Annotated in this window: 9 protein-coding genes; all 9 read left to right on the forward strand. The window is 66.3% G+C overall.

Translation table 11 applies throughout. From position 1 onward, the window contains the following. The 9 genes from HZI36_RS22965 (at position 1) to HZI36_RS23005 (ending at position 26,633) form a co-directional block, all read left to right on the forward strand. Positions 1-1,749 carry an ABC transporter ATP-binding protein gene (locus HZI36_RS22965; RefSeq protein WP_179404970.1) on the forward strand — a complete coding sequence of 583 codons (1,749 nt, stop codon included), beginning with the start codon at positions 1-3 and terminating at the stop codon, positions 1,747-1,749. A gap of 13 nt (positions 1,750-1,762) precedes the next feature. After that, positions 1,763-3,964 (forward strand): TonB-dependent receptor, encoded by a 2,202-nt coding sequence (locus tag HZI36_RS22970; RefSeq protein ID WP_179404971.1) that lies wholly within the window; start codon positions 1,763-1,765, stop codon positions 3,962-3,964. A gap of 187 nt (positions 3,965-4,151) precedes the next feature. After that, positions 4,152-7,133 (forward strand): salicylate synthase, encoded by a 2,982-nt coding sequence (locus tag HZI36_RS22975; RefSeq protein WP_179404972.1) that lies wholly within the window; start codon positions 4,152-4,154, stop codon positions 7,131-7,133. Beyond that, entirely contained in the window at positions 7,133-16,897 is a 9,765-nt protein-coding gene (locus HZI36_RS22980; RefSeq protein WP_179404973.1) for a non-ribosomal peptide synthetase, read from the forward strand. Before HZI36_RS22975 ends, HZI36_RS22980 begins: the two co-directional genes overlap by 1 nt. After that, positions 16,894-21,519: a non-ribosomal peptide synthetase gene (locus HZI36_RS22985; RefSeq protein ID WP_179404974.1), complete on the forward strand. Its 4,626-nt coding sequence runs from the start codon at positions 16,894-16,896 to the stop codon at positions 21,517-21,519. The genes HZI36_RS22980 and HZI36_RS22985 overlap by 4 nt, the downstream gene beginning before the upstream one ends. Beyond that, entirely contained in the window at positions 21,504-22,349 is an 846-nt protein-coding gene (locus HZI36_RS22990; protein ID WP_179404975.1) for a thioesterase II family protein, read from the forward strand. Before HZI36_RS22985 ends, HZI36_RS22990 begins: the two co-directional genes overlap by 16 nt. Before the next feature lie 73 nt (positions 22,350-22,422). Continuing rightward, entirely contained in the window at positions 22,423-23,658 is a 1,236-nt protein-coding gene (locus HZI36_RS22995; protein ID WP_179404976.1) for a saccharopine dehydrogenase NADP-binding domain-containing protein, read from the forward strand. Further along, the gene (locus HZI36_RS23000; protein WP_179404977.1) at positions 23,655-25,565 is read left to right on the forward strand and encodes a saccharopine dehydrogenase family protein; all 1,911 of its coding nucleotides are present in this window, start codon (positions 23,655-23,657) and stop codon (positions 25,563-25,565) included. The genes HZI36_RS22995 and HZI36_RS23000 overlap by 4 nt, the downstream gene beginning before the upstream one ends. Before the next feature lie 162 nt (positions 25,566-25,727). After that, entirely contained in the window at positions 25,728-26,633 is a 906-nt protein-coding gene (locus HZI36_RS23005; protein ID WP_179404978.1) for a helix-turn-helix domain-containing protein, read from the forward strand. The last annotated feature ends 5 nt before the right edge of the window (positions 26,634-26,638 follow it).

Genomic DNA, 26,638 nt, shown 5'->3' on the forward strand with positions numbered 1-26,638 from the left:
ATGGAACACGAAGTGAATGTCTGGGCCAGCATTCGCCGGATCATCCGCAGGAGCAACGCATCAACCGCCCCGTTGCTGTCCGGTCTTGCGCTGCGTGTCCCCGAGCGTTGCTGCGAAGTCCTTCCATACCTGCTTTGCTGGCTTTGGCTCAGCGCGGCATTGGGCGCCCCGTGGCCAGGCTTCGAATGGGCCGGCAGACCGGGATGGCTGGCACTCGGGCTCGTTGCGTTGTTCGCGTTGCAGTGGTGCCTGGCCTTCGGCGGTCAGAAGCTGTGTTTCCTGAGTAGCTATCGGATCATCGAACGCTACCGCGAGCAGTTGCTGGAGCGTGTCCGGAAGATGCCGATCGGTGTGTTGAGAAGTCAGCGTGTCGGGCGGATGGCCGACCTGCTGACGGACGACATCAATCGCGTGGAGTCGATATTCGCTCACGTCCTCGCCGACTTCGTCGCCGCGGCGGGTCTGGCGCTGACCGCCCTGCTCCTGCTGGCCGTGATCGAATGGCGTCTGGCGCTGGCGCTGGCCGGACTCGTTCCGCTGGCCATGCTGGCGCTGACAACGAGCCGGCGCCTGTTCGAGCGAGCCGGGCTGCGCAAATTCGCGGTGGTCAAATCCACCGCCGGCATGCTCGTGGAGTTCATTGGCGGCCTGGCGACGCTGCGCCTGTTCAACCGCACCGACGCATGGATTCGACGACTCGATCTCGCCTTCGCCGAGCTGAAGGTGTTGAGCCTCGGCATCGAGAAGTGGGGCGGCGGGCCGGTCATGCTGTTCCGCTTGATCGTCGAATGCGGACTGGTGTCCCTGTTCATTGTTGGCGGATGGAGTGCGTGGGCGCAGGACGTGCGTCCCCTCGCGTGGATTGCGTTCTTTCTGCTCGCGTACAAGTTCCTCGGGCCACTGCTGGAGTTGGCCGAGTATCTCGTGATGCTTCGTCACGCGTGCCAGAGCGAAGTCAAGCTGAATGAAGTCTGGATGGTCGAGTTGCTGGCCGAACCGGAGAAAGCCGAGCGGCCTGCGAACCTGGCCGTCCAGTTCGACGACGTCTCTTTCACCTACGGCGAGAACCCGGTTTTGCGGAACGTCAGCTTCACGGTTCCGGAAGGCAGCGTGACCGCGGTCGTCGGCCCTTCCGGCGCGGGCAAAAGCACCCTCCTGCATCTGATGGCGCGCTTTCACACGCCGGAACGCGGTTCGGTGCGCATCGGGGGGCTGGACCTGCGAGATATCGGATCGGAGCAACTGTACGGCCTGGTGAGCATGGTCTTCCAGCATGTCCAGCTCTTTGACGGCAGCATCATCGAGAACGTCCGCGCGGGTCGGGAGCAGGCATGCGATGACGAGGTCATTCAGGCCTGCCGGGCGGCGCGTTGCGATGCGTTCATTCGCAGCCTTCCCGACGGCTACCAGACCCGGGTGGGCGAGTCAGGCTTCTCCCTCTCCGGCGGAGAGCGCCAGCGCCTGTCGATTGCCCGGGCGCTGTTGAAGGATGCGCCGCTCCTGCTGCTGGATGAGGTGACGGCCTCGGTCGACCCGCCCACCCAGCTCGCGATCCAGACCACGCTCGGTCAATTGCCTGCCCACCGCACGGTGATCATGGTCGCCCACCGGCTCAGTACGGTAAGACACGCCGACCAGATCGTGGTGCTGAGCGGCGGCCGTGTGGCAGAGATCGGAACGCACGAGGATCTGTTGGGGCGGAACGGTGTCTACGCCGCCATGTGGAAGGCTCAGGCATTCACCGCATAGGGAAATGGCAAGAATGTGTGAACGGCAAAACTTCTCCCCGCTTCTGTTGGCGGGCATTCTGGCGGGATCGGTTCAGTTCCTCGCCCTGACCGCGGCCGCTGCTCAGTCCGGCGACGATGACCTGGCGGTGCTGGAGTCGATCACCGTCACCGTGCGCAGGCGCGAGGAGAACATCAAGGACATTCCGGGCTCGGTTCACGTCGAGACCGGTCGCAACCTGGAGCAAAAGCGCATGCTGGACGGCGCGTCAGCGCTGCGCGATGTGGCGGGCGCCAGCATTGGAACGTTCGGCGATCGCTCCAACGCGTTCGTCGTCATCCGCGGTGTCGCGCCCGTTCTCTCCCCGCTCAGCCCCGACGACAGCTCGGTCCTGACCTTTGTCGATGGCGCGCCGATGCCGATCGGCGCCGCCTTCTCGCCCTATCTGGACCTCGAGCGCATGGAGGTCATGAAGGGGCCGCAGAATACGCTTTTCGGTCGCAACACCTCGGGCGGGGCAATCAACCTGGTCCCGGTCAAGCCGAGCCACGAGTTTGAAGGCTCGGTCCGAGGCGAGCTGGGTACCGATGGCATTTACCGCGCCGAAACCATCCTGAACGGCTCGCTCGTGCCGGGCATGCTGGCTGGTCGTCTGGCGATCCGCCGGTCGGGCGCCGATGGCTATATCGACAATATCGCCGGGGCGGCGCTGGGGAAGGTGGCGACCTGGGCCGGACGCGGCTCGCTGCTGTTCACGCCATCGCCCCGCGCGCGATGGCTGCTGAGCCTGCACGGAGAGAGCACGGACAGCGCACCGACGGGCTACATCGCGTACCGGCCCGGCGGGCCGAAGACCGCGGCGCAGAACATGACGGTCGACGACATCCGCATGGTCGCGATCCACTCGCGCCTGGAGTACGACTTCGACGCGATGACGTTCGCTGCGCAGACCAGCTATGCGCGCCTCGATGACCGGAACAGGTACAACTTTCCCGACGCGATGATCGCAAGCGATTTCAGTGGTTTGCCTGCGTCGCGGTTTCTGGATCCGACGACCAATTTCACCGACTGGAAGAAGCGAGACTCGCGGTTGACGCAGGAATTCAGGCTCGGCTCGCTGCCCGGCGCCGGCATCGGCTGGCTGGCCGGCGTGGTCTTCTATCAGGACCAGGCTCGCCGGGATCGGACGGGCGAGATGTGGTATTTCGGGCCTTCGGCCAGTGGCAGCACCGACTACGATTTGAAGACCACCGGGCAGGCGCTGTTCGGTGAAGCAACCGTTGCGCTGAGCGAAAAGCTGAAGTTGACCGTCGGCGGGCGCGGCACCCACGAGAGCAAGGCGTTCCACTCCGCGTATCGCAGCAACGGGGCCATTGGGGCGGTGCCTCATTTCTCGGAGGCAGACAACGCGCGCTACAGCTTCCTGACCGGGCGCACCGCGCTGTCTCGTGACTGGACCGATGACCTGATGTCGTACGCGAGCGTGTCGAGGGGCTACAAGAGCGGCGGCTTCGGCCTGAGCAATTCGCTGATGTGGGCCGGCGTCCCGCGGCAGCCGTATGCGTCTTCCACCGTCATGAGCTACGAGGTTGGCACCCGGTCAAGCTGGTTCGACAAGTCGCTCGCGTTGAGTGGCGCATTGTTCTTCAACGACATGCGCCGCGAACAGATGCAAAGCTGGGACTACACGCACTTCACCGGAAAGAATTTGAATCTGGATGCCCGCTCGGCCGGATTCGAGCTGGACGCCCGGTTCCATCCGTCCAGGAGCTGGTGGATCGAGGCCGGCGTCGCCTACACGTACAGCGCACTTCGCCACGTCACCGCGGAAGCCTCCGCCGCTCAGGATGGCTTGCGTAGCGGCAACCAGCTGCCGACCGTACCCGAGTGGGCCGGCAAGGCGTCGGTCGGATACCACGGGTTGGGTAGAGACGTGGGCCTTTCCGGCTGGCTGGCCGATCAATCGGTGAGCGCGAGGCTGTCCTACAACTACATCGGCAGCCGTTACACCGATGCGTCGAACTTCGGCAAGCTTGCTCCGGCGCACCTGATATCGGCACGTGTTGGCCTGGACTGGGGAGACGGGGAGATCTACCTCTTTGGCGACAATCTTCTGGGCAAAAAATACATGACGATCAAGGAACGCTTCGGCACCGACGCCCAGGGGAATCCGGTATTTGGCGCGTCTTACGCACGGGGTGCCACGGTCGGTCTCGGCGCAATCCTTTATTTCTGACCACCTCAAATTGTCCGTCTTCGGGCAAATGCGTCCCGTTTCGAGTAGTGGGACAACGCATCGATTCATAAGATCGTTCCATCGTCCACGTGCGTGCTCGCACGCTCGGCTTGGTCGTGCCGCCAGGCGAGCGTGGCCGATCAGGCAGGCTTCCCAAGAGAACGGCATCGTTACTTAAGGAGTATTGATGAATATCGATCGTTTCGATCTGGCTGCGCTGGAGAAGCACTACGAGAGACTGGGTTACTGGAAGCATCAGACGTTGGGCGAGTTGCTCAGCCGCGCGGCGAACACGTTTTCCAGCGCCCCGGCCCTGATAGACGGGGAGGCTCGCCTGACCTATGCCGATTTCGATCTGAAGGTGGATCGCCTCGCCGCGGGTCTGGACCGCCTCGGCATCGTCGCGGGAGACCGCGTGCTGATGCAGTTGCCCAACTGCCAGGCGTTCGCGGTCTGCCTGTTCGCGCTGTTCCGTATCGGCGCACTGCCGATCATGGCGACGCCCGCGCATCGGGAGAAGGACCTCCAGGCGCTGTGCCGCCTGGCCGAACCCTCCGCTTATGTCCTCCCCCGAGCCTTCCTCGGGTTCGACTATCTCGACCTCGCGCAGTCGATACGGCGCGGCAGTCCATCCATTCGGCATATCCTCGTCGACGGCGAGCCGGGGCCCTGGCTGGCCCTGAACCAGGTGGATGAGTCGCCAAGAGCGTTCCGGGCCCCGGCGCATACCGACACCGCATTGCTCCTGCTTTCCGGCGGCACGACCGGAACGCCGAAGCTGATTCCGCGCACACATGCCGACTACCTCTACAACGCAACCGAGTCGGCACGCCTGTGCGGTCTCTCCGCGGATTCGGCTTACCTGGTGGCCTTGCCCGCGGCCCACAATTTCCCGCTTGCCTGCCCAGGCCTGCTGGGCACGCTGATCGTCGGCGGACGGGTGGTGATGGCCAGGGCCCCCGGCGCCGACGAAGCCTTCCCGCTCATCGAGAAGGAGCGCGTCACCCACACGGCGTTGGTTCCGGCGCTGGTCAAGCTCTGGCTGGAGGCACGCAAGTGGGACACCCGCGACCTGTCGACCCTGAAGCTGCTGCAGGTTGGCGGCGCTCGCCTCGAACCGGCGCTGGCCCGCCAGATCGCACCCGCACTGGGATGCCAGCTTCAACAAGTATTCGGCATGGCCGAGGGGCTGCTGTGCCACACGCGCCTGGACGATCCGATGGACGTGGTGCTGAACACTCAGGGGCGGCCACTCTGCCCCGACGACGAATTGCGCATTGTCGGCAGCGACGGCCTTCCGGTGGCGGCCGGCCAGGTCGGCGAACTGCAGGTGCGCGGGCCTTACACGATCCACGGCTACTATCGCGCGCCCGCGCACAACGCTCGCTGCTTCACCTCCGATGGTTTCTACCGGTCGGGCGATCTGGTACAGCTCACCCCGGAAGGCAACCTCGTCGTTCACGGGCGCGTCAAGGAGCAGATCAACCGCGCCGGCGAAAAGATTGCCGCGGCCGAAATCGAGCTCGCCGTCGACGAACATCCGCGCGTGGAAAGCTGCGCCGTGGTCGCCGTGCCGGACGAGCGGCTCGGGGAACGGACCTGCGCGGTGATCATTGCCCGAGGGCAGCCGCCTGCGTTGGCGGACATTCAGACATTCCTGCGCGATGCGGGCCTGCCGCGGCACAAGCTGCCGGATCAGCTTCTGGTGGTGTCATCCTGGCCGCTCACCACCGTCGGAAAGATCGACAAGCCGCACCTCGTGGCACTGGCCCGGAACGCTTCGTCCGCGACCGGCGACGGGCCGGCGGAGAACAGGCGCACCTATACCGAACGCTTGCTGGCGGTACAAGGTGCGCCGCTCGACATCCTGACCGCGCTGGCTTGCTCCGGTATCGCTCAGGAGTACACACTGTACGAGCACCCGGAGGAGTGGTCCATCGGCTTGGGACGGGTGGCCACGGTGCGCGTTGACGCGGAGCGGGCCGAGCTGGTCCAGGGGGCGCGCCGGCAAACTTTCCGCCGGCCTCGACTGGTCGATGCGATCGGTGCGGCCACGGCGGAAATCGCGGTGGACGATTGGCGTGCCTATGGTGTCGCCCGATTCGAGCTTTCGCGGATCTTCCACGGCCTGCGTGCCCCGGTGGCTGAAACATCGTTGCTGGAGCTCTTCGTGCCGGAGCTTGAGGTCCGGATCCGCGATGGCCAGGCACGGCTGAGAGCGATCGACCCGCTGTTGCTGCCGGCGCTGCAGGCGCACGTCGAGCAGGCCGACCGGCAATCCCGAGACAAGCCCGTGGCCCCGGCGGACGAGGCCATGCTCCTCGCCCTGCGGCAGCACGACGAAGATTCGTACAGGGCCAACGTCAAGCAGGCGGTGGAAGAGATCAACGCACGAAAGTACCAGAAGGTCATTCTTTCGCGCCGCATTCCGCTACCCGCCGGCGTCGACCTCGTCGAAACCTATCGCGCGGGCCGGGCGCGCAACACGCCGGCCAGGTCGTTCCTGATCCAGCTCGGCGAGTCGCGCATGGCGGGCTTCAGCCCGGAGACTGTCGTCGAGGTCAGCGCCGACGGCTGGGTCAGCACCCAGCCGCTTGCCGGCACCCGCGCACTCGGCGCAAGCCGGGAGGAAGAGGAGCGGCTGCGCATGGATCTGCTCAACGACGCCAAGGAGGTGGCCGAGCATGCCGTATCGGTCAAGCTCGCGCAGGATGAAGTCGCGAAGGTATGCGAGGACGCGAGCGTCAGCGAATTCATGAACGTGCTGCGGCGCGGCTCGGTCCAGCACCTGGCCTCCCGGGTGAGCGGCCGGCTGACCGAGGGGCGCACCGCGTGGGATGCCTTCGAAGCCCTCTTCCCCGCGGTGACGGCGTCCGGCATTCCGAAGCAGGCCGGTATCGAGGCCATCAAGCGCTTCGAACGCACCGCCCGCGGCTGGTACAGCGGTTGCGTCCTCCTGGTGGACAGTCAAGGCGGGATGGATGCGGCGCTCGTGCTGCGGTCGATCTACCAACGCGGCACGGAAAGCTGGCTCCAGGCCGGCGCCGGCATCGTCGGCCTGTCCCGGCCCGCACGGGAACTGGAGGAAACCAACGAGAAGCTGGCCTGCATCCTGAAATACGTCGTGCTCGACCCCGTCGCTGCCGGCGAAGCACTGGAGGGCGCCTGATGCACGCTTCCCGCGCGTCATTCGTCTCTGCACACATCCAGCCGCTCCTGTCCGCGCCGATCGCAGGCCGGGAGGACACGAACCTCATCGAGCTCGGGCTGGACTCGCTGCACATCATGCGACTCGTCAACGAGTGGCGTCGAATGGGCATCAACCTGACCTTCGCGCAGCTCGTCGAGCGGCCATTCCTGCATCACTGGCAGGCGCTGTTCGAAAGCGCCCGCGGCAACGTGCCGGCGCAAACCCCTGCCGCGTTGCCCGCGACTCGACCCGCGGCGGATGGCGAGGCTTCGGGCGAACCATTCGGCCTGACCGATGTACAACATGCGTACTGGATCGGCCGCCAGGATGGCCAGTCCTTGGGGGGCGTGGGATGCCACGCCTATCTGGAGATCGAAGGGCGTGACGTGGAGGCCGCCAGGCTGGGTGCGGCCTGGAAGCGGCTCCACCAGCAGCACGCGATGCTGCGCGCCCGCTTTGCGGAGGACGGCACGCAGCGGATCTGCGACGACCTCGCCGGGCCTGAGCTTGTTACCCATGACCTCAGGTTGCTCCCCGTCACCGAGGCCGACGCGAGGCTGCTCGCGATACGCGAGCGTCTGTCGCATCGTCGCCTGGACGTGGCGAATGGCGAGGTTGCGGGGCTGGAACTGTCGCTGCTGCCCGATGGCAGAACCTGCATACACTTCGACGTCGACCTGCTCGTCGCGGACGTGCAGAGCCTGCACATATTGCTGCGCGATCTGGCGACGGCCTATCAGGGGAACGCGCTTCAAGCCGATCCCGGCTGGCGATTCTCCCGCTATCTGGAAGCCGAGGCAGCGCGAGGAAGCGAGCCACGAGACGCCGCCCGGGCGTACTGGCAGGCGGCCCTGGCCCAGTTGCCCGCCGGGCCGAGGTTGCCGCTCGTCAAGGAGCCCGGCAGCGTGGTCCGGCCTCGATTCGTTCGCCGCAGTCATCTCCTCCCGAACGACAAGTGGCAAACGTTGCGCGGCCTGGCGGCCAGGCATGGCGTGACGCCTGCGATGATGCTGGCGACCGCCTATGCCGAAATCCTCGGGCGGTGGAGCCAGGAAGCCGAATTCACGTTGAATCTGCCGCTGTTCGATCGCAAGACGGACCATCCCGGCATCGAGCACGTCGTCGCGGATTTCACCAACCTGCTGCTGTTGCGTTGCGATTGCCGTCACCCGGCTTCTTTCGCGAATCGAGCGCTCGACCTCCAGCGGCAGTTCCATCGCGACGTCGCCCATGCGTCCTACTCGGCGGTCGACGTGCAGCGCGACCTGGTCAGGCACGGCTTCGCCGAGGGGAGCACGGCGCCGGTCGTCTTTGCGTGCAACCTGGGGACGCCTCTGCTGACGCACGAGTGCAAGGCCACGCTGGGCGATCTGCGCTACATGGTCTCGCAGACGCCGCAGGTATGGCTGGATCATCAGGTATACGAAGACAAGGACGGGCTTCTGCTGGCCTGGGACGCTGTGGACGAGCTGTTCCCTGAAGGGCTGCTCGACGACATGTTCGACGCGTATCGCGCGTTGCTGGACTGGCTGGCGCGCGATGCGGATCACTGGCAGCACCCGATGCCGCGGGCGCTTCCGGACCATCAGGCATGCACACGCGCCGCAACCTGCGCGCCCTCCTCGGCGACGACGAGCACCCCGCTGCACCAGCGCATGTTCACCGTGGCGGCCGACGTGCCCGAGCGAATCGCCGTCATCCTTGAAAATGCGACGTTGTCCTACGGCGAACTGGCCCGCCGCGCGCGGCAAGTGGCGGCACTGCTGCTCCAGCGTGGCATCGAGCCGGGCGAGCCTGTCGCGATCAGCCTGCCGAGAGGCGTCGAGCAGGCGGCTGCGGTTTTCGGCGTCCTGGCCGCCGGCGGCTGCTACGTGCCGGTGGGCATGAGCCAGCCGGCCGCACGCCAGGCCCGCATTCACGAGGCGGCAGGCGTGCGCTGGGTGCTGACGGACACGGCAGGTGTCGGCGTCGAATCCCGCGAGGGCACCGCACGACTGGATGTGGCAACGGCGTGGGAACTCGAGCCGGCCGAGCTGACCCCGACCGTGCCCGTGGACCGCAGCGCCTACATCATCTTCACATCGGGTTCGACGGGCGAGCCGAAGGGCGTGGAGGTCACGCACGCGGCGGCGGCCAACACCATCGACACCCTCAACGCCCGCTATCGCGTGGGTCCGGCAAGCCGGGTGCTGGCCGTGTCGTCGCTGGATTTCGACCTGTCCGTGTACGACCTCTTCGGCCTGCTAAGCGTGGGTGGCGCGGTGGTGCTGCTCGACGAGGATCACCGCCGCGACGCTGCGGCCTGGCTGGAGTTGATTCACCGGCATCGGGTCACCGTCTGGAACTCGGTGCCCGTGCTGCTCGACATGCTGCTGGTGATGGCCGCCGACGATCCCCGTCCGCTCCCGTTCGAACAGGTCTTCCTCTCCGGCGACTGGATCGGGCTGGACCTGCCCGAGCGGCTGTTCGCCAGGACCACCGGCGATACCCGTCTGGTGGCGATGGGCGGCGCCACCGAGGCGGCGATCTGGTCGAATGCGTTCGATGTCACGCTGCCGCTGCCGGCGCACTGGCGCTCGATCCCCTACGGCAAGCCGCTGGCCAACCAGCGCTACCGGGTGGTCGACGCGCAGGGCCGGGACTGCCCCGACTGGGTGCCCGGCGAGCTGTGGATCGGCGGCGCCGGCGTGGCCGTCGGCTACCGGGGCGACCCTCGGCAGACGGCCGAACGCTTCGTCGAGCACCTCGGCGAGCGCTGGTACCGCACCGGTGACCTGGGCCGCTACTGGCCGGACGGCAACCTGGAGTTTCTCGGCCGGCGCGACCATCAGGTCAAGGTGCGCGGGCACCGCATCGAGCTGGGCGAGATCGAGGCGGCGCTGGCGAGCCTGCCCGGCGTGGCCCGTGCGGTGGCGCTGACCGTCGGCCAGCCGGCGGCCCTCGCCGCGGCTTTCGTGCCGGGCGAGGCGGGTGCGCCACCGGCCGCCGAGGAACTGACCGACGCCCTGCGCCGGCTGTTGCCCGACTACATGGTCCCCGCCCATCTGCTGGCCATCGAGGCCTTGCCCCTGAGTGCGAACGGCAAGGTGGATCGCAAGATGCTCGTGAGCATGCTTGCCGAGGGCGTGGCTGAGCCGGCATCGACCCTAACTGATCCAGGTTCCGACAACGAGATCCTCGTCGCCGGGATCTGGAGCCGGCTGCTCGGCGTCGAGCAGATCGGGCGCGAGAGCAGCTTCTTCGCACTCGGGGGGGACAGCTTGCTGGCGACGCGGTTCATTGCCGCGCTGCGCGATCATGGCCTGGGTGCGGATCAACCCCTTCAGCGCTTGTTCGCGAGGCCTCGGCTGAAGGACTTTGCAGCGGACCTGATCCCGATGGCGAAGGAAGCCGACGCAAGCATCGTCGCAGACCCGGCACATCGCCATGCCCCATTCCCGCTGACCGAGGTCCAGCGGGCCTACTGGATGGGCCAGTCTCCCGGCCTGCCGCTCAACAGCGGCACGCACTATCTGCTGGAACTGGACGGGGCCGACGTAGATCTTGAACGCATGGAACAGGCATGGAATCGCCTTATCCGGCACCACGAAATGATGCGCGCGGTCGTGGACAGCGATGGCCAGCAACGGATTCTCCCCCACGTTCCGATCCAGCGAATCGTTCTCAGCCACGTATTGCAGCATGGCGACGATGATTCCGCGTTGGCCGCACAAGCGCACCTGCAATCGTGCTGGCGCCGCCTGACCTCACAGCGTGATAGCGACGCCGAATGGCCGCCATTCGAGATTCATGCGGTGGCCTACGGCGAACGGCGCCATCGGATCGGCATTCTGCTCGATTACCTGACGCTCGACGGCTACAGCATCAAATTGTTGCTGGAGCAACTGGCCGAACTCTATGCCGATCCCCTCGCCTCGTTGCCCGTTCCGGAGATTTCGTTTCGCGACTATGTCCTCCAGGTTCATCCGTCCGCGCAAGCTCGGGCCCGGTCCGAGGCGTTCTGGCGCGCAAAGCTGGCCGACCTGCCCCACGCTCCGGCGCTGCCCGTTGCCGTCGATCCCGTCAAACTGAGCCAGCCTCACTTCTTCCGACGCGAGGCAAGGATCCCGCGCACGCAGTGGTCCAGGCTGAAAGAGCGTGCGCGCGCACATCACATCACGCCTTCCGTCCTGCTGCTGGTGGCCTACAGCCAGATCATCCGCAGGTGGAGTGGCGATGCCGATTTCACGCTGAACCTGACACTGTTCGATCGGCAAAACGTCCACCCCGATGTGGGCGCCATGCTGGGCGATTTCACGTCGCTGGCGCCTGTCGCGTTTCGGGCGGCCAACGGATCCGACATGCTGGCCCAAGCGCGCGCAACACAGTTGGACATTGCCGCTGCGCTGGAACACCGGGAAGTCTCGTCCATCTGGGTTCAGCGCGAACGCGCACGCGAAACGAGCCTGGTTGCAGCGGCCCTGCCGATCGTGTTCACCAGCACGCTGGGGCTGGGCGGCGGCCTGTTTGAAGCGCCATCGCCCGGATTTCCACGGCTTGTCGCCGGCGGCCTGTCCGCCACGCCGCAGGTCTGGCTGGACCACCAGCTTTACGAATACGACGGCGAACTGTCGGTTTCCTGGGATGCCGTCGACGACCTGTTCCCGCCCGGCATGCTGGACGATATGTTCGCGGCCTATGTCGACCTGCTGCACCGTCTCGTCGACGACGAATGGACGCAGCCGATGTCCGTGCCGTTGCCAGCGCAACAGGCTAAAGCGCGTGCGGAATCCGAGCCGTCCGGCCCGCCCTCGTCGACGACGCTGCTGCATGCCGGCATGTTCGCCATTGCGGCCCGGGAACCCGATCGTACGGCGCTGATTGCCGATGGCAAGCTCATCTCCTATGGCGTCCTGGCGGAACGGGCCCTGCGCATCGCCGCCCAGTTGCAGCTTCATGGCATGCAGCCGGGCGACGCAGTCGCCGTGACCCTGCCGCGTGGCGTCGATCAGGTCTGCGCCGTCTTCGGCATACTGGCGGCCGGTGGATGCTACGTCCCGGTCGGCATGCACCAGCCCGCCACGCGCCAGGCAAAAATTCATGCGACGGCGGGCATCCGCTGGATCCTCGGCGAACGCGCCGAGGCCGGGACGGATCAAGGCCCCGGCCCAGTCACGCTCGCCGTGGCCGCGGCCTCGGCGCTTCCCGCTCTGCCTGCGCCCTTGCCGTCCTCATCCGACGCCAGCGCCTACATCATCTTCACATCGGGTTCGACGGGCGAGCCGAAGGGCGTGGAGGTCACCCACGCGGCGGCGGCCAACACCATCGACACCCTCAACGCCCGCTATCGCGTGGGTCCGGCAAGCCGGGGGCTGGCCGTGTCGTCGCTGGACTTCGACCTGTCCGTGTACGACCTCTTCGGCCTGCTAAGCGTAGGCGGCACCGTGGTGCTGCCCGACGAGGACCACCGCCGCGACGCCGCGGCCTGGCTGGATCTGATTCACCGGCACCGCGTCACCGTCTGGAACTCGGTGCCCGTGCTGCTCGACATGCTGCTGGTGATGGCCGCCGACGATCCCCGTCCGCTGCCGTTCGAACAGGTATTCCTGTCCGGCGACTGGATCGGGCTGGACCTGCCCGAGCGGCTGTTCGCCAGGACCACCGGCGATACCCGTCTGGTAGCGATGGGCGGCGCCACCGAGGCGGCAATCTGGTCGAATGCGTTCGATGTCACGCCGCCGCTGCCGGCGCACTGGCGCTCGATCCCCTACGGCAAGCCGTTGGCCAACCAGCGCTACCGGGTGGTCGACGCCCAAGGCATGGACTGCCCCGACTGGGTGCCCGGCGAACTGTGGATCGGCGGCGCCGGGGTGGCCGTCGGCTACCGGGGCGACCCTCGGCAGACGGCCGAACGCTTCGTCGAGCACCTCGGCGAGCGCTGGTACCGCACCGGTGACCTGGGCCGCTACTGGCCGGACGGCAACCTGGAGTTTCTCGGTCGGCGCGACCATCAGGTCAAGGTGCGCGGGCATCGCATCGAACTGGGCGAGATCGAGGCGGCGCTGGCGAGCCTGCCCGGCGTGGCCCGCGCGGTGGCGCTGACCGTCGGCCAGCCGGCGGCCCTCGCCGCGGCTTTCGTGCCGAGCGAGGCGGGTGCGCCGCCGGCCGCCGAGGCGTTGACCGACGCCCTGCGCCAGCTGCTGCCCGACTACATGGTCCCGGCCCATCTGCTGGCCATCGAGGCCCTGCCTCTGAGTTCCAATGGCAAGGTCGACCGAAGCCAGGTCGCCGACCTGCTGGCAACCGGAGCGGGTTACCGGGCTCGGGAGCTGACACCGCCGACCACCGACAACGAGGTCCGTGTCGCGAAGCTCTGGCGTCGCCTGCTGGGCACCGAGCAGATCGAGATTGGGCGCGAGAGCAGCTTCTTTGCCCTCGGGGGAGACAGCCTGCTGGCGACCCGGCTCATCGCCGCGCTTCGCGAACAAGGGCTGGGCGCGGAGCAACCCCTGCGGCTTTTGTTCGCCCAGCCGCGCCTGATGGACTTCGCAGCAGGACTGGCACCGGTATCGGACCAGCCCCGGACACGGATCGTCGCCGAGCCCGGCCAGCGATATAGGCCGTTCCCGCTCACCGAAGTGCAGCGTGCGTACTGGATGGGACGGTCTCCCGGCCTGCCGCTCAACTGCGGCACCCATTTCATGCTGGCGCTCCAGGGAGCGGAGGTGGATCTCGATCGCCTCCAGCGCGCCTGCAACCGTCTGCTGGCGCGTCACGACATGTTGCGCGTGACAGTCGACGGCGACGGCCTGCAGCGTATCCTGCCGGTCGACTCGGCACACCCTGTCGACATCACGGACTGCGTCGAACCGGACGCGGAACGTGCCAGCGAGAACCTGCAGCGCTGGTGGCACGACAGCACTCGGCGCGCGACGCGCTCGGTCCTCCGTGCGCATGTCGTCCGCCATGGCGATGGTCAGTGCCGGCTCGGGCTGCTCTTTGACTACCTGTCGCTCGATGGCTACAGCATCAAACTGCTGGTGCAGGAGCTTGCGGAGCTGTACCGGGCCCCCGATTGCGCGCTACCCGAGATCGGTTTGTCGTTCCGCGACTATGTCACGCAGGTGCAGGCGGATCCCGTTGCTTTGCAGCGGGCCGAGGACTATTGGCGCCCGCGCCTGGCGGATCTGCCGCCCGCGGCCCAGCTGACGCTCGCGTGCGATCCCCGGGAGTTGCGGGACGTGCGCTTCAAGCGCCGCACGTCAAGACTCGAGCAACGCCTGTGGTCGCGCATCAAGGAAGCGGCCAGGCGCCAGGCACTGACACCTTCGGTTTTCGTGCTGGCGGCCTACGGCGAAATCCTGAGCCGCTGGAGCGGCGGCGACGCGCACACCATCAACCTGACGATGTTCGACCGCAAGCCGGTCCATGCCGACATCGCCAGATTAGTCGGCGATTTCACCACCCTCGCGCCGGTCACCTATCGGCCGACGCCCGGGGCGGATCTGCGAGAACTTGCCGGCCGCATGCAAAGCGAGATCGCCGAAGTCCTCGAGCATCGAGCGATCTCGTCGATCTGGGTGCAGCGCGAGCGCGCCCGCGGCATGGGACTCGCCGCCGCCGCGCTGCCCATCGTGTTCACCAGCACGCTCGGCATGTCCGACGCACGCTTCGACGATATGCACGCCGACGGATTCCCTGACCTTGCCGGGGGCGGCCTTTCCGAAACGCCGCAGGTCTGGCTGGATCACCAGATGTACGAGCATCGCGGTGAGCTATGGATCTCCTGGGATGCGGTCGACGCATTGTTCCCCGTGGGCATGCTCGACGAGATGTTCTCCGCGTTCCTGCATTTGCTGGAGCAATTGGCCGACACATGGCCGCAACCGTCGCTGCTGCGGCTGCCATCCGCACAAGCGGATGTGCGCGACGCGGCCAACCGCAGCGATGCGCGGTGCGAACCCCACCTGCTGCACGCTGGCCTGTTCGCCATGGCCGCATGCTCTCCCGATCGGCCGGCCCTTCTGTCGGCCGGCGACTCGCTTTCGTATGGCGAACTCGCCGACAAAGCGCTGAGGATTGCCAGCCTGCTTCGGCGCCATGGCATCCGGCCGGGCGAGCCGGTAGCCGTGAGCTTGCCGCGCGGCATCGACCAGGTTTGCGCGGTCTTCGGCGTGTTGGCCGCAGGAGGCTGCTACGTGCCGGTTGGTGTGAGCCAGCCGGCCGCACGCCAGGCCAGGATTCACAGGACCGCCGGTATTCGGTGGGTGCTGACGGACGCCGAGCATTCCGGTGGCGTCGCCGAAAGTGGCGCACAGGCATTGGATATCCAGCAGGCCAAGTCAGAAGCGCCGCTGTCCCATCCTGTGCCGTGCCAGGCGGATGCCAGCGCCTACATCATCTTCACATCGGGTTCGACGGGCGAGCCGAAGGGCGTGGAGGTCACCCACGCGGCGGCGGCCAACACCATCGACACGCTCAACGCCCGCTATCGCGTGGGTCCGGCAAGCCGGGGGCTGGCCGTGTCGTCGCTGGACTTCGACCTGTCCGTGTACGACCTGTTCGGCCTGCTAAGCGTAGGCGGCACCGTGGTGCTGCCCGACGAGGACCACCGCCGCGACGCCGCGGCCTGGCTGGATCTGATTCACCGGCACCGCGTCACCGTCTGGAACTCGGTGCCCGTGCTGCTCGACATGCTGCTGGTGATGGCCGCCGACGATCCCCGGCCGCTGCCGTTCGAACAGGTCTTCCTGTCCGGCGACTGGATCGGGCTGGACCTGCCCGAACGGCTGTTCGCCAAGACCGCCGGCGATACCCGTCTGGTGGCGATGGGCGGCGCCACCGAGGCGGCGATCTGGTCGAATGCGTTCGATGTCACGCTGCCGCTGCCGGCACACTGGCGCTCGATCCCCTACGGCAAGCCGCTGGCCAACCAGCGCTACCGGGTGGTCGACGCGCAGGGCCGGGACTGCCCCGACTGGGTGCCCGGCGAGCTGTGGATCGGCGGCGCCGGGGTGGCCGTCGGCTACCGGGGCGATCCTCGGCAGACGGCCGAACGCTTCGTCGAGCACCTCGGCGAGCGCTGGTACCGCACCGGTGACCTGGGCCGCTACTGGCCGGACGGCAACCTGGAGTTTCTCGGCCGGCGCGACCATCAGGTCAAGGTGCGCGGGCATCGCATCGAGCTGGGCGAGATCGAGGCGGCGCTGGCGAGCCTGCCCGGCGTGGCCCGCGCGGTGGTGCTGACCGTCGGCCAGCCGGCGGCCCTCGCCGCGGCTTTCGTGCCGAGCGAGGCGGGTGCGCCGCCGGCCGCCGAGGAACTGACCGACGCCCTGCGCCGGCTGCTGCCCGACTACATGGTGCCCGCCCATCTGCTGGCCATCGAGGCCTTGCCCCTGAGTACGAATGGGAAAGTCGACCGTCACGCGGTGGCGGCCCTGTTGGCGCACCACACACCTGCCAAGGTCGCCGATGAACCGCCGCTGCCGGGCCTGGAGCGCCAGGTATCCGACATCTGGAAGGAAGTGCTGGCGTGCGAGCGCCTCTCCAGGACGGACGACTTTTTCCTGATCGGCGGCGACAGCCTCCGGGCCACCCAGATCGTGCAGCGTCTTCACAGCCGGCGCGTCAGCCCGGCCCCTGTGCCGCTGTTCGTCCTGTTCTCCAGCCCGACGGTCGCCGCGCTCGCCGACCACATACGCGAGCAATGGCAAGCGCTCGGCACGACAGCCGTCGAAGATCCTATCGAGGAAGGCATTCTATGAACGATTACACCAAGCCGGTCGCGGACGTTGTTGCCGATCTGACGGCCGCCGGTATTTTTCTGTGGACCGAAGCAGGCCAACTGCGCTTCAGGGCGCCGGCGGGAGCGCTCAGTTCTGGGCAAAGGGCCATGCTCAAGGCCCGACGAGAAGCGTTCGTGGCACACCTGACCCCAGTTGCCGCCGGTATCACCACGGACCCGCTCAACCGATACGAGCCGTTCCCGCTCACCGATTTGCAGCTCGCGTACATCGTCGGGCGTCGCGACAACTACGAACTCGGCGGCGTAGGCTGCCACAACTACCTCGAGCTGCAATTGCCGCCGCTCGACCCGCAGCGGCTGGAACGTGCATGGCATGCGCTGATCATGCGGCATGACATGCTGCGCGCGGAAATCGGCACCGACGGCCAGCAACGTGTACTCAAGACCGTCGCTCTGCCGCCGCTGCACTGCGACGACCTGCATGGCGCATCCGCGGAAGCATTCGAGCGCGCCGTGCTTTTGAGCCGTGACGAGATGGCATTTCGGCGTTACGACGCCGAGCGCTGGCCGCTGTATGAAGTCCGGCTCACGCTGCACGACGACTGCTCGATCCTGCACTACTCGACCGATCTGCTGATCGCCGATTTCGCCAGTATCCAATTGCTGCTGGCCGAGTTGGGTCAGCTCTACCACCATCCCGACGTGCCGCTTGCGCCGATCGCGCTGACTTTCCGGGATGTCGTCGTGTCCGAACGCGCGCGCCGTCAGCGCCCGGATGCCCGGGCCCGCCTGCAAAAACACCGCGACTACTGGATGCGGCGTCTGCCGGGCCTCCCCGGCGCGCCCGAATTGCCGACGTTGCCGTATACCGCTCGCACCAACCAGCACGCGCAGAGCTTCGAGCGTCACAGTTTCGACCTTCCAGTGGATGCGTGGAAACGCTTTTGCGCGATCGCCACGGAACTGCAACTGACCCCCACTTCGGCGGTCATGGGCGCCTTCATCGAAGTGCTGCGGCTCTGGTCGCGGCAGCCCGATTTCTGCATCAACCTGACACTGTTCAACCGCCCCGCGGCCCATGACCAGATTCAGCAGATCGTCGGAGACTTCATCGCCGTCAACGTCCTCGAGGCCCGCGGCGATAGCGGAGCGACCTTCCTGCAGCGTGCGAAGGCATTGCAATGGCGCCTGTGGCAAGACATCGAGCATTCGGAATTCAGCGGCATCGACGTGCTGCGGCAACTGTCGCGCATGCATGGCAGCAACCAGCTCGTTCCTGTGGTGTTCACCAGCACGCTGGGCATTGCCGGCCAAGGGCTGCCCAGGAACGAATTCATGCACGATGCCACACTGCGCTACGGTATCACCCAGACCCCGCAGGTCTGGCTCGACTGCCAGGCGACCGAGCGGGGCGGCGCACTGCATGTCGACTGGGACGTCCGCACCGGCATCTTCCCTGACGGCCTGATCGAACAGGCTTTCGCCGCCTTCACGCAGGCCATCGAGTCGCTCGCGCAGGACCGGAACACCTGGGACGCCGCGCGTCTGGCGGCGTTGCCGGACGCGACACGCGTGCAGCGTGAACGCATCAATCATGAGCGCGACGCCCCTCTGCCGGCCGGTTTCCTGCACGGCGGGTTTTGCCGCCACGCGCTGGCGTCCCCTGAGCGCCCTGCTCTGCTGTCCGGCGACGACTGCTGGTCCTACGGTCAACTGGCCGCCTGGGCGGTTGCCATCGCGCGCAGCCTGCGTGCGGCCGGATGCACGCCCGGAGAACCCGTCGCGCTCTTTCTCGACAAAGGCCCGGCCCAGATCGCTGCCATACTGGGCGTGTTGCTCGCGGAAGGCGCGTACGTTCCGATCGACGTCGGCCAGCCGACCGAGCGCCGGAACATCATGCTCGCGGACGTCAAGATCAGGCTGCTGCTGACCGACCGCCAACACCTCGATTCCGGGTGGCCCGCCGGCATCCGGCCCATTCTCGTCGAACCCGCCGCCCGCCTGCCGGCCGCCAACGTGAAGTCGGCCTTGCAGGAGGCGATCGAGATCGGCGCCCGGCGCGACACGGCCGCACAGCTCGTGTATGTGCTCTACACGTCGGGCACCACGGGGCGCCCGAAGGGCGTCATGCTGAGCCACCAGGGCGTGCTGAACACGATCGCGGGGTTCAACCGCCAGTTCGGCATCGACCAGGACGACCGGCTGTTCGGACTGGTGAACTACACGTTCGACCTGTCGGTGCTGGATATCTTTTGCGCGTACACGGCCGGCGCCGCGCTGGTCCTTCCACAGGGGCAGTGGCGCAACGACCCCGAACAGTGGGCATCGGCGATCGAGCGGCACCGTGCAACGGTCTGGAATTCCGTGCCGGCGCACATGCAGATGCTGCTGTCCCATCCGGCACAAGGCGCAGCGCTCTCCAGCCTGCGAATGGGTTTTCTCTCCGGAGACTGGATTCCGGTGACGCTGCCCGACCAGGTCCGCATGCGCGTGCCCGGCCTCATGCTGAGAAGCCTGGGCGGGCCGACCGAGATATCGGTGGCCTGCATCTACCACGATATCCGGGACGTGCGCCTGGAAGCGGTATCGATACCGTATGGGTCGCCGTTGAGCAATCACCGGCTGTATGTCCTCGACGGGCAACTGGAACACCGCCCCGACTGGACCCCGGGGGAAATGTACGTGGGCGGGCCCGGCGTCGCACTGGGCTTCGTCAACGATCCCGAGCGCACCCGCGAACGCTTCGTCACGCATCCGCGAACCGGTGAGCGCCTGTACCGGACTGGCGATATCTGCCGCTTCCGCAACGATGGCGTCATCGAGATCCTTGGCCGCGAGGACAATCAGGTCAAGATCCGCGGCCATCGCATCGAACTGGGCGACGTGGAGGCGGCGCTTGCGTCGCTGCCGGGCGTTGGCCGGGCCGTCGCGCTGGTGCGCCGGAAACCGTTGGATCTAGTGGCGGCGGTGGAAGCGGCAGAAGCGGTGGAAGCCGTGGAAGCGGCCGATCCTCGGCGGGAGCCCGCCGCCACGCTTGCCGAACGGCTAGGCCGCGGGCTGGCGGCCCGCCTGCCCCGCTACATGCTGCCGGCGGCCATCGAGGTCCTGCCGCGGATACCGCTGAGCCGAAACGGCAAGGTCGACCGCCAGGCGCTTGCCGACATCTTCGAGGCAGGCGCGGCGGGTATCCGCAACCACGAGCCGCCCCGTGACGAGCCGCTGGAGCAGAAGATGGCGGCCATATGGCGCGAGCTGACGCTGGCCACGGACATCTCGCGCAACGACGATTTCTTCATGATCGGAGGAACCAGCCTGACTGCGGTGGAGTTGCTCAACCGGCTCTCCAGCGAAGGATTCCGCGTCAATATCGACCTGATCTTCAATCACCCGGTCTTCCACGACATGGTCTCGGCGCTCAAGCGTGCCGAAGACGAGGAAGCGAGCTTCCGGCAACGCATCGACCTCGACGCACTGCTTGCCAACGCCACCCGAAATCTCGATTCAGCCAGGCCCGAACTGCCATCGACCCCGGTCAGGAACCTCTTCCTCACGGGTGCGACCGGCTACCTCGGCATTTATGTGCTGCGCGCGCTTCTGCACACCACGGACGCCAGGATTCATTGCCTGGTGCGCTGCCGCGACGACGAGAACGGCTACCTTCGACTGCGCCAGATGATCGACGAAAAGGGACTGGGCTTCGACCTCGACCGTGAGCGCGTACGCATCGTTCCCGGCGATCTGGCCGCCGAGCGATTCGGACTGGACGATGCGGCCTACGCGACATTGGCCCGGGACATGGACCAGATCCTTCACGTCGCGGCGATGATCAGTCTGATCGCGCCGCTCTCCGCCGCGTACCCGATCAACGTACTGGGCTGCGCCAACGTGATCGAACTGGCGTGCACCGGAAAGCGCAAGCCCATCCACCATATGTCCACCGTCGGTGTGCACTGCCGGCTTCCGTACGGGGAGAGCGAGGCCCCCATTGCCGAGGCAACCGGGCCGGACGCGCCCTGGCACAAACCGGAACTCACCTACGAGCACACCAAGTACATGGCGGAGCAACTGTTCCATCGGGCGAGGCAACAGGGGGTGAAGGTGAACATCTTCCGCTCGGGCGCCATCACATGGGACAGCGAGCAGAACCCTCCCTTCATCAACGATGACGCGTTCGTCAAATTCTTCCGCACCTGCGTGAGCGTGCAAGGCTATCCCGACGCGTCGATCCTGATCAGCATCACCCCGGTCAACGTGATCGCCAGGTACATCGGCATGATCGCCGGACGCGACATCGTGGATCACGGGCAGAACTTCCACCTGGTATCGCAGCACAGCCTGCCGGGACGGGACATCTACACCTGGTTCAACGAGATGGGCTGCCGGTTCGCGGCGATGGATTTCGACACGTGGCGCGAGCGCCTGCAGGACAGTTTCGGGCGCGGCTTCATCAATCGATACTTCAAGCACGGCATCGGTCAGAGCGGCCATCACCAATACCGGATCGACAATCTCATGTCGGTGCTGAACGAACACGGCATGGAGCCGAATCGGGTCGATCGTGCCTACTTCGAGCCGTTGCTGTCGCAGATGGCGGGCGCCACGCACGGCAGCGAAGGAGGCATCGCATGCGCGCCGAACTGACGAGCAGCGTGCACGCCGGCGTCGCGGGCTATCGTGCCAGTGGCGGCCGGGGCGGCTGGTTCCGCATCCCGCGGCCAAACCCGAAGGCGACCTGGCGCGTGATCTGCCTGCCCCACGCCGGCGGATCGGCGAGTTTCTTTCACCCCTGGGGCGGAGCCCTCCCGGCTGATGCGGAGCTGGTGGTCATTCAGTATCCGGGGCGCGAGGAGGCGATCGGCGAGGCCTGCATCGACGACATGGACGTCATGGTGCGCGCTCTGGTGCAGGCGCTGAGCCTCACCCGCGCGCTGCTGGACAAACCCTACGTGCTTTTCGGTCACAGCATGGGTGCGGCGATCGCTTATGAGCTCTGCCTGGCGCTGCGGTTCCACCGAATGCCGCCGCCCTGCCTGTTGGCGCTCTCGGCCAGCGAAGGCCCCGGCGCGAGGAAGCCGGGCGCGCTGCATCGCGCCGATGACCGCGATCTGCTTGCGGAGATCGTCAGGCTGAACGGCAAACTGAAGCACCTCATGCGCTCGCCGGAACTGACCCGCCTGGTGCTTCCCGCGCTGCGGAGCGACTACCGGCTGATCGAAACCTACGGTGCCCGAAAGCCATCCCTTCTGCAGGTCCATTCCCCCGTCCTGGTCCTGATCGGTCAGCACGACGAAGAACTGAGCGAGGACGATGCCCGGGCGTGGCAGCGGATCGCCGTCGCCGGTTTCGACTTGTGCCGGTTCCCCGGCGGGCATTTCTACCTTTCGGACCAGTACAGCGCGATAACCGAGCAGATACGCCAGCGCCTGCCCGGTTTCTTGCATGCACCGCCGCCCGGGCGCGACTTGCCCTGATGAGCCAGCACCACTCACTCCGCATAGCGCCTCGTTGGCGGCGCCTGAATTCAACCCAACAGGAATCGGATTCATGGACATTCTCAAGACAACGCCGGGCCGCCCCAAGTTTTTCTTGACCCCCTCGGGGGGCCGGGCGCGAGGCGGCAGGTCCGGGGGCGCTCAGCATGACGCCCCCCGAATTTTGATCCTGGGCGGTTATGGACGAGTTGGACAGGAGGTGGCCCGCTATCTGCTCAAGGCCACGGATGCGAAGCTCGTGCTTTCCAGCCGAACGCCCAGACCGGTTCCGCACTGGATGGCGCCCGCCTCGCGGGCCCGGGCCGACATCACGATGCTCGATGTGTTCGACCATCACGCGCTGCTTGCCGAATGCATGCGGGCGAGCCTGGTCATCAACTGCGTCGGGCCATCGGGAATCGTCGGTGACCGCGTGGCCGTGGCCTGCAAGCAGGCACGCGTGCCGCTGGTCGATGCCGGCGGATACGACCCGCTGCTGCGCAGCCTCGAGCAGGCGGAGGAAAACGACCCAACCCCGGTTCCGCTGGTGATCAACGTGGGCTTGCTCCCCGGTCTTTCCGGCCTGTTTCCGCAATGGCTGCTCGACGTCCGTGGCAACAAGCAGGCTGTGGATGAACTCGACGTTTGCTACGTGGGGCGCGACGCGTGGACCTATCACTCCGCGTGGGACATCGTCAGCAGCCTCGGTGGATTTGGCGTCGATCGCGGCTGCTGCTACCTGAGCGGACGGGAGATCGTCCGCGTTCCGATGCGCAAGGCGACGCGCAGGATCGCGTTTCCCGATCCGATCGGCAAGGTCTCGGCCATGCTGATCCATGCGGAGGAAATCGCGCGTCTGGCGCAACAGCGCCGGATCAACACGGTGCGCGTATACGGCGCCAACATCGGGCCGCGCGCAACGCTGGTGTGCATGCTGGCGAAGATCCTGCGCTTGCATCGCAGCCCGGAAAGGATTGCGACGGGGGCTCGGTGGCTCGCCCGGGCATCCGCTCGCGACATGCGCACCCTCGAGCCGGCCTACGGCATTCATGTCGACCTTCGCTATCGCGATGGCTCGTCGGACAGCGCAACGCTGACGTTGGCCGATACCTACCGCGCAACGGGCACCGTGATCGGCATCACCGCGCACATGCTGCTGGAAGGGCACGGCCCCGGGCCCGGGGTCTTCCTGCTGCATGACGCGGTTCAGTCGGATCGCTTCATGCAATGCCTGCGGAAAGAGGGCCTGCTCGAGATCCATCCCCGGCCCGAGACCGCCGGCATGATTCTGAAAGGGGTGACCGCATGACGCCGAAGAAACGGATCATCGTGCTGGGCGGCCGCGGAGAGACAGGCCGACGCATCGTCGAGGGTCTGGCGCGGCGCTATCCGGAAATCGACGTCGCCGGCGGATCGCGGCGCGCGCCTGTCGGGTCGGAAGGCGCCGGAACCCGGCCATGCATCCAGATCGACATCGCCGACCGGACACGCGCTCTGGCCACGCTTTCCCGGTACGATCTGGCGATCCTTGCACTCGGGCCCATGCATCTCCACGGCAGCCTGCCGCATCAGATTTGCCTCGAGGCCGGCATCGATTGCATCGACATCAACGACAACCTGACCGTGGCCGATCACGTTCTGGCGTTGCACGACACGGCGGTGGAAAAGCGGTGCCGGGTATTCACGGGCATGGGGTTCACCCCGGGCCTGTCCAGCCTGCTGCTTGCCGAACTGGCGAGCCGGCGGCTATCCGCCGCCGGCCACTACAGGATTCGCGCATGCATGGGCGCGGCCTATGGCGGTGGAGAAACCAGTCCCTATGCGATCCTGTCGAGCTTCCGCAAGCATATCGACACCCTGCGGGACGGACGACGCCAGCGCATCGCCACACCGTGGAAGGATGGACGGGAGCGCTTTCAGTTTCCCGGCCAGGCGGCGCCGGTGGAGACCATCCCGTTCTCGCCGGTGGAGACCGCCAGTCTGAACGCCCGGCGCAGCATGCTGGCCGGGGCGGTTTCAAGTCTGGATGCGCGATACCACATCCAGTACCTGAAGCCAGGATTCGCGCGGCTCATGGCCCGCTTCGAGCCGTCGCCCCGTACCCTGGATCGTTTTGCCAGGAAGTTCTACACGAGCGGCCAGAAGATGAAACGCAGGAAGGATGCGGATCCGGATACGGTGCTATGGGTGTATCCGGACGATGCGCCCGAGCGCGGCTTGCTGATCCACGGCGTGACGTCTTCGTACGACCTGACGGCGGCGATGGCCTGCGCCGTTGCCGATGCCTGGTTGGCTGGCGACCTTGCCGGACATGGCGGGGTGTTCGCCGTCGACCATCTCGACGCACAGGTGCGCGCGCGCCTCGGCAGCCATCTGGCCAGGCGAGGCATTACCAGCAAGCCGGCCAATCTGGCGGCCCTGTCCGGGCAAGGCCTGGACTTCGGCTGGATCGCTCCGGTGAGCGGCAGCGACGTCAGTGCGCTTCGCCACTACCGATGCAACTGGTACACCGCCGCGCCGACGCATCCGAAGATGGCGCCGTTGCAGAAGCGATTCCTGCTGCGATCCGATGTGTGGAAGGCTGTGCGGAGCCGGCGCAAGGGCGTGGCATTCCTGGGGTTCGTTGTCCTCGCCATGCGCCGGTGGCGCCAGCACTACAAGGCGCTCGAGCCATTCAGGGTACGCGCGGAGGGGCCGTTCGCCGCCAGGTGGCCGGCGATCACCCGCGATATCAGCCTGTTCACTTCGGGATACGCTCGTGTGCGGGATATGCTCGGGCAGGCTGACGCGCTTCGTCTTTACGGGAAAATGTTTCTCGAGACGGGGCGCATGGAGATGCGCTGGCTATGGCCGGACCCGACCGTATTCGCGGCCCTGGACCGCCCTGCTTCAGCCGTTCGCGACTACTGGATGGCCTTCATGGACGGATGCCAGGAATTGGGGGTGCTTCGCTTCAACGCGAGCGAAGAGGGAAATACCGTCCGCTGCCATCTCGACTACTGCGCGTACGCTGCGATGTTCACCCTGCTCGGATGCCCGGAGCTGGCAACGCTCGTACGCCGGATGGAGCGCGAGGCGCTCGAGTACATGGCAAGCCATAGCGGGTTGTCGGTGGAGTGGCGGGCCGAGCCGTGCGGTGGCGCGACGATTGCCCTGCAATTGCCTCGAGCCGCCGATGACCATCAAGCCGAGCGGCATCGGACGGAACTCGCCTGATGGCTGGCGACGATCGGGTACAGGCGCAAGCATGAGCGCGCCTCGCTGATCCCTTCCCAAAAAATCAGTTGTCCTATTCCATGATATCTGTTACAAGATTGCATTTATTTGATAATGATTCCCATTTGCATTTATTGGATTCCCATGGGCGCGTGTCACATCATGGAAGGTGCAATCATCGACTCGTTCGCTTCTCTTCCCGAGGCCGACCCTCGCATGGTCATGCTTCAGCCGGGCCTGGTCGTTTGCCACACCACGGCAGACGATCTCGGCGCCATCCAGGCGCCAAAGACGTTCGACGGCGATAACGAGTTCATTCATCTCAATTGCCAGCTGGCCGGGAAATTTGCGGGACAGGTGCGGCGGCAGTCACTGAACTTCGCGCAAGGCGATCTCTCTTTCGGCTTTTCGGATAGCGAACGATTTCGTGTTCAACATTGCAGCCAGTTCCAGAACCTGACCGTCATGGTCACCCCGGACGTCCTGTGCGATCTGGCCGGCGAGGAAGTACGCGCGATGCTGAGCGCCAGGGATGAACCGGGATTCTTCGTCAGATGCGCGGGCCTTTGCCGAAGGTCGATTCGTTCGGCCAACGCCATTGCCTCATTGATGGTCGAGCGCCCACGGCAGCGGCTTCTGCTGCACTCGGCGACGCTCGATTTCCTGCACTGGCACCTGGCCGCATTTCGCCACGGCAATGACTGCAAGGCGCTCACCGCGCGTGAATGCCGGCAGTTGGAGGCAGCGAAATCGTTGCTGATGCAAGACCTGAGCGCGCCTCCGACGATCGCCGGGTTGGCGCGCGCCGTCGGCATGAATCAGTGCAAGCTGAAGAAGGGATTCAAGCATCACTTCGGCAGCACCATCTACGCGATGTTCCAGGAAGAGCGAATGTCTCGCGCCAGGCAACTACTACAGCGCCACAACGTCACCGAGACCGCCATGATGGTCGGATACTCGAACGTCAGCCACTTCAGCGCAGCCTTTGCCAAGCAGTTCGGCTACTTGCCCAGCCGAGCCCGTCAAAGCGTGCTGGTCTCATCCGAGTGGCATCAGGCGCTCGCCTAGCCTGA

Source organism: Burkholderia guangdongensis, assembly GCF_013403875.1.
GTDB lineage: Bacteria > Pseudomonadota > Gammaproteobacteria > Burkholderiales > Burkholderiaceae > Burkholderia > Burkholderia guangdongensis.

What these genes read in the sequence shown, in the direction of transcription:
- HZI36_RS22975 (WP_179404972.1), top strand. Translation starts at nt 4,152, where the DNA reads ATGAATATCGATCGTTTCGATCTGGCTGCGCTGGAGAAGCACTACGAG.
- HZI36_RS23005 (WP_179404978.1), top strand. Translation starts at nt 25,728, where the DNA reads ATGGAAGGTGCAATCATCGACTCGTTCGCTTCTCTTCCCGAGGCCGAC.
- HZI36_RS22980 (WP_179404973.1), top strand. Translation starts at nt 7,133, where the DNA reads ATGCACGCTTCCCGCGCGTCATTCGTCTCTGCACACATCCAGCCGCTC.
- HZI36_RS22995 (WP_179404976.1), top strand. Translation starts at nt 22,423, where the DNA reads ATGGACATTCTCAAGACAACGCCGGGCCGCCCCAAGTTTTTCTTGACC.
- HZI36_RS22965 (WP_179404970.1), top strand. Translation starts at nt 1, where the DNA reads ATGGAACACGAAGTGAATGTCTGGGCCAGCATTCGCCGGATCATCCGC.
- HZI36_RS22985 (WP_179404974.1), top strand. Translation starts at nt 16,894, where the DNA reads ATGAACGATTACACCAAGCCGGTCGCGGACGTTGTTGCCGATCTGACG.
- HZI36_RS22970 (WP_179404971.1), top strand. Translation starts at nt 1,763, where the DNA reads ATGTGTGAACGGCAAAACTTCTCCCCGCTTCTGTTGGCGGGCATTCTG.
- HZI36_RS22990 (WP_179404975.1), top strand. Translation starts at nt 21,504, where the DNA reads ATGCGCGCCGAACTGACGAGCAGCGTGCACGCCGGCGTCGCGGGCTAT.
- HZI36_RS23000 (WP_179404977.1), top strand. Translation starts at nt 23,655, where the DNA reads ATGACGCCGAAGAAACGGATCATCGTGCTGGGCGGCCGCGGAGAGACA.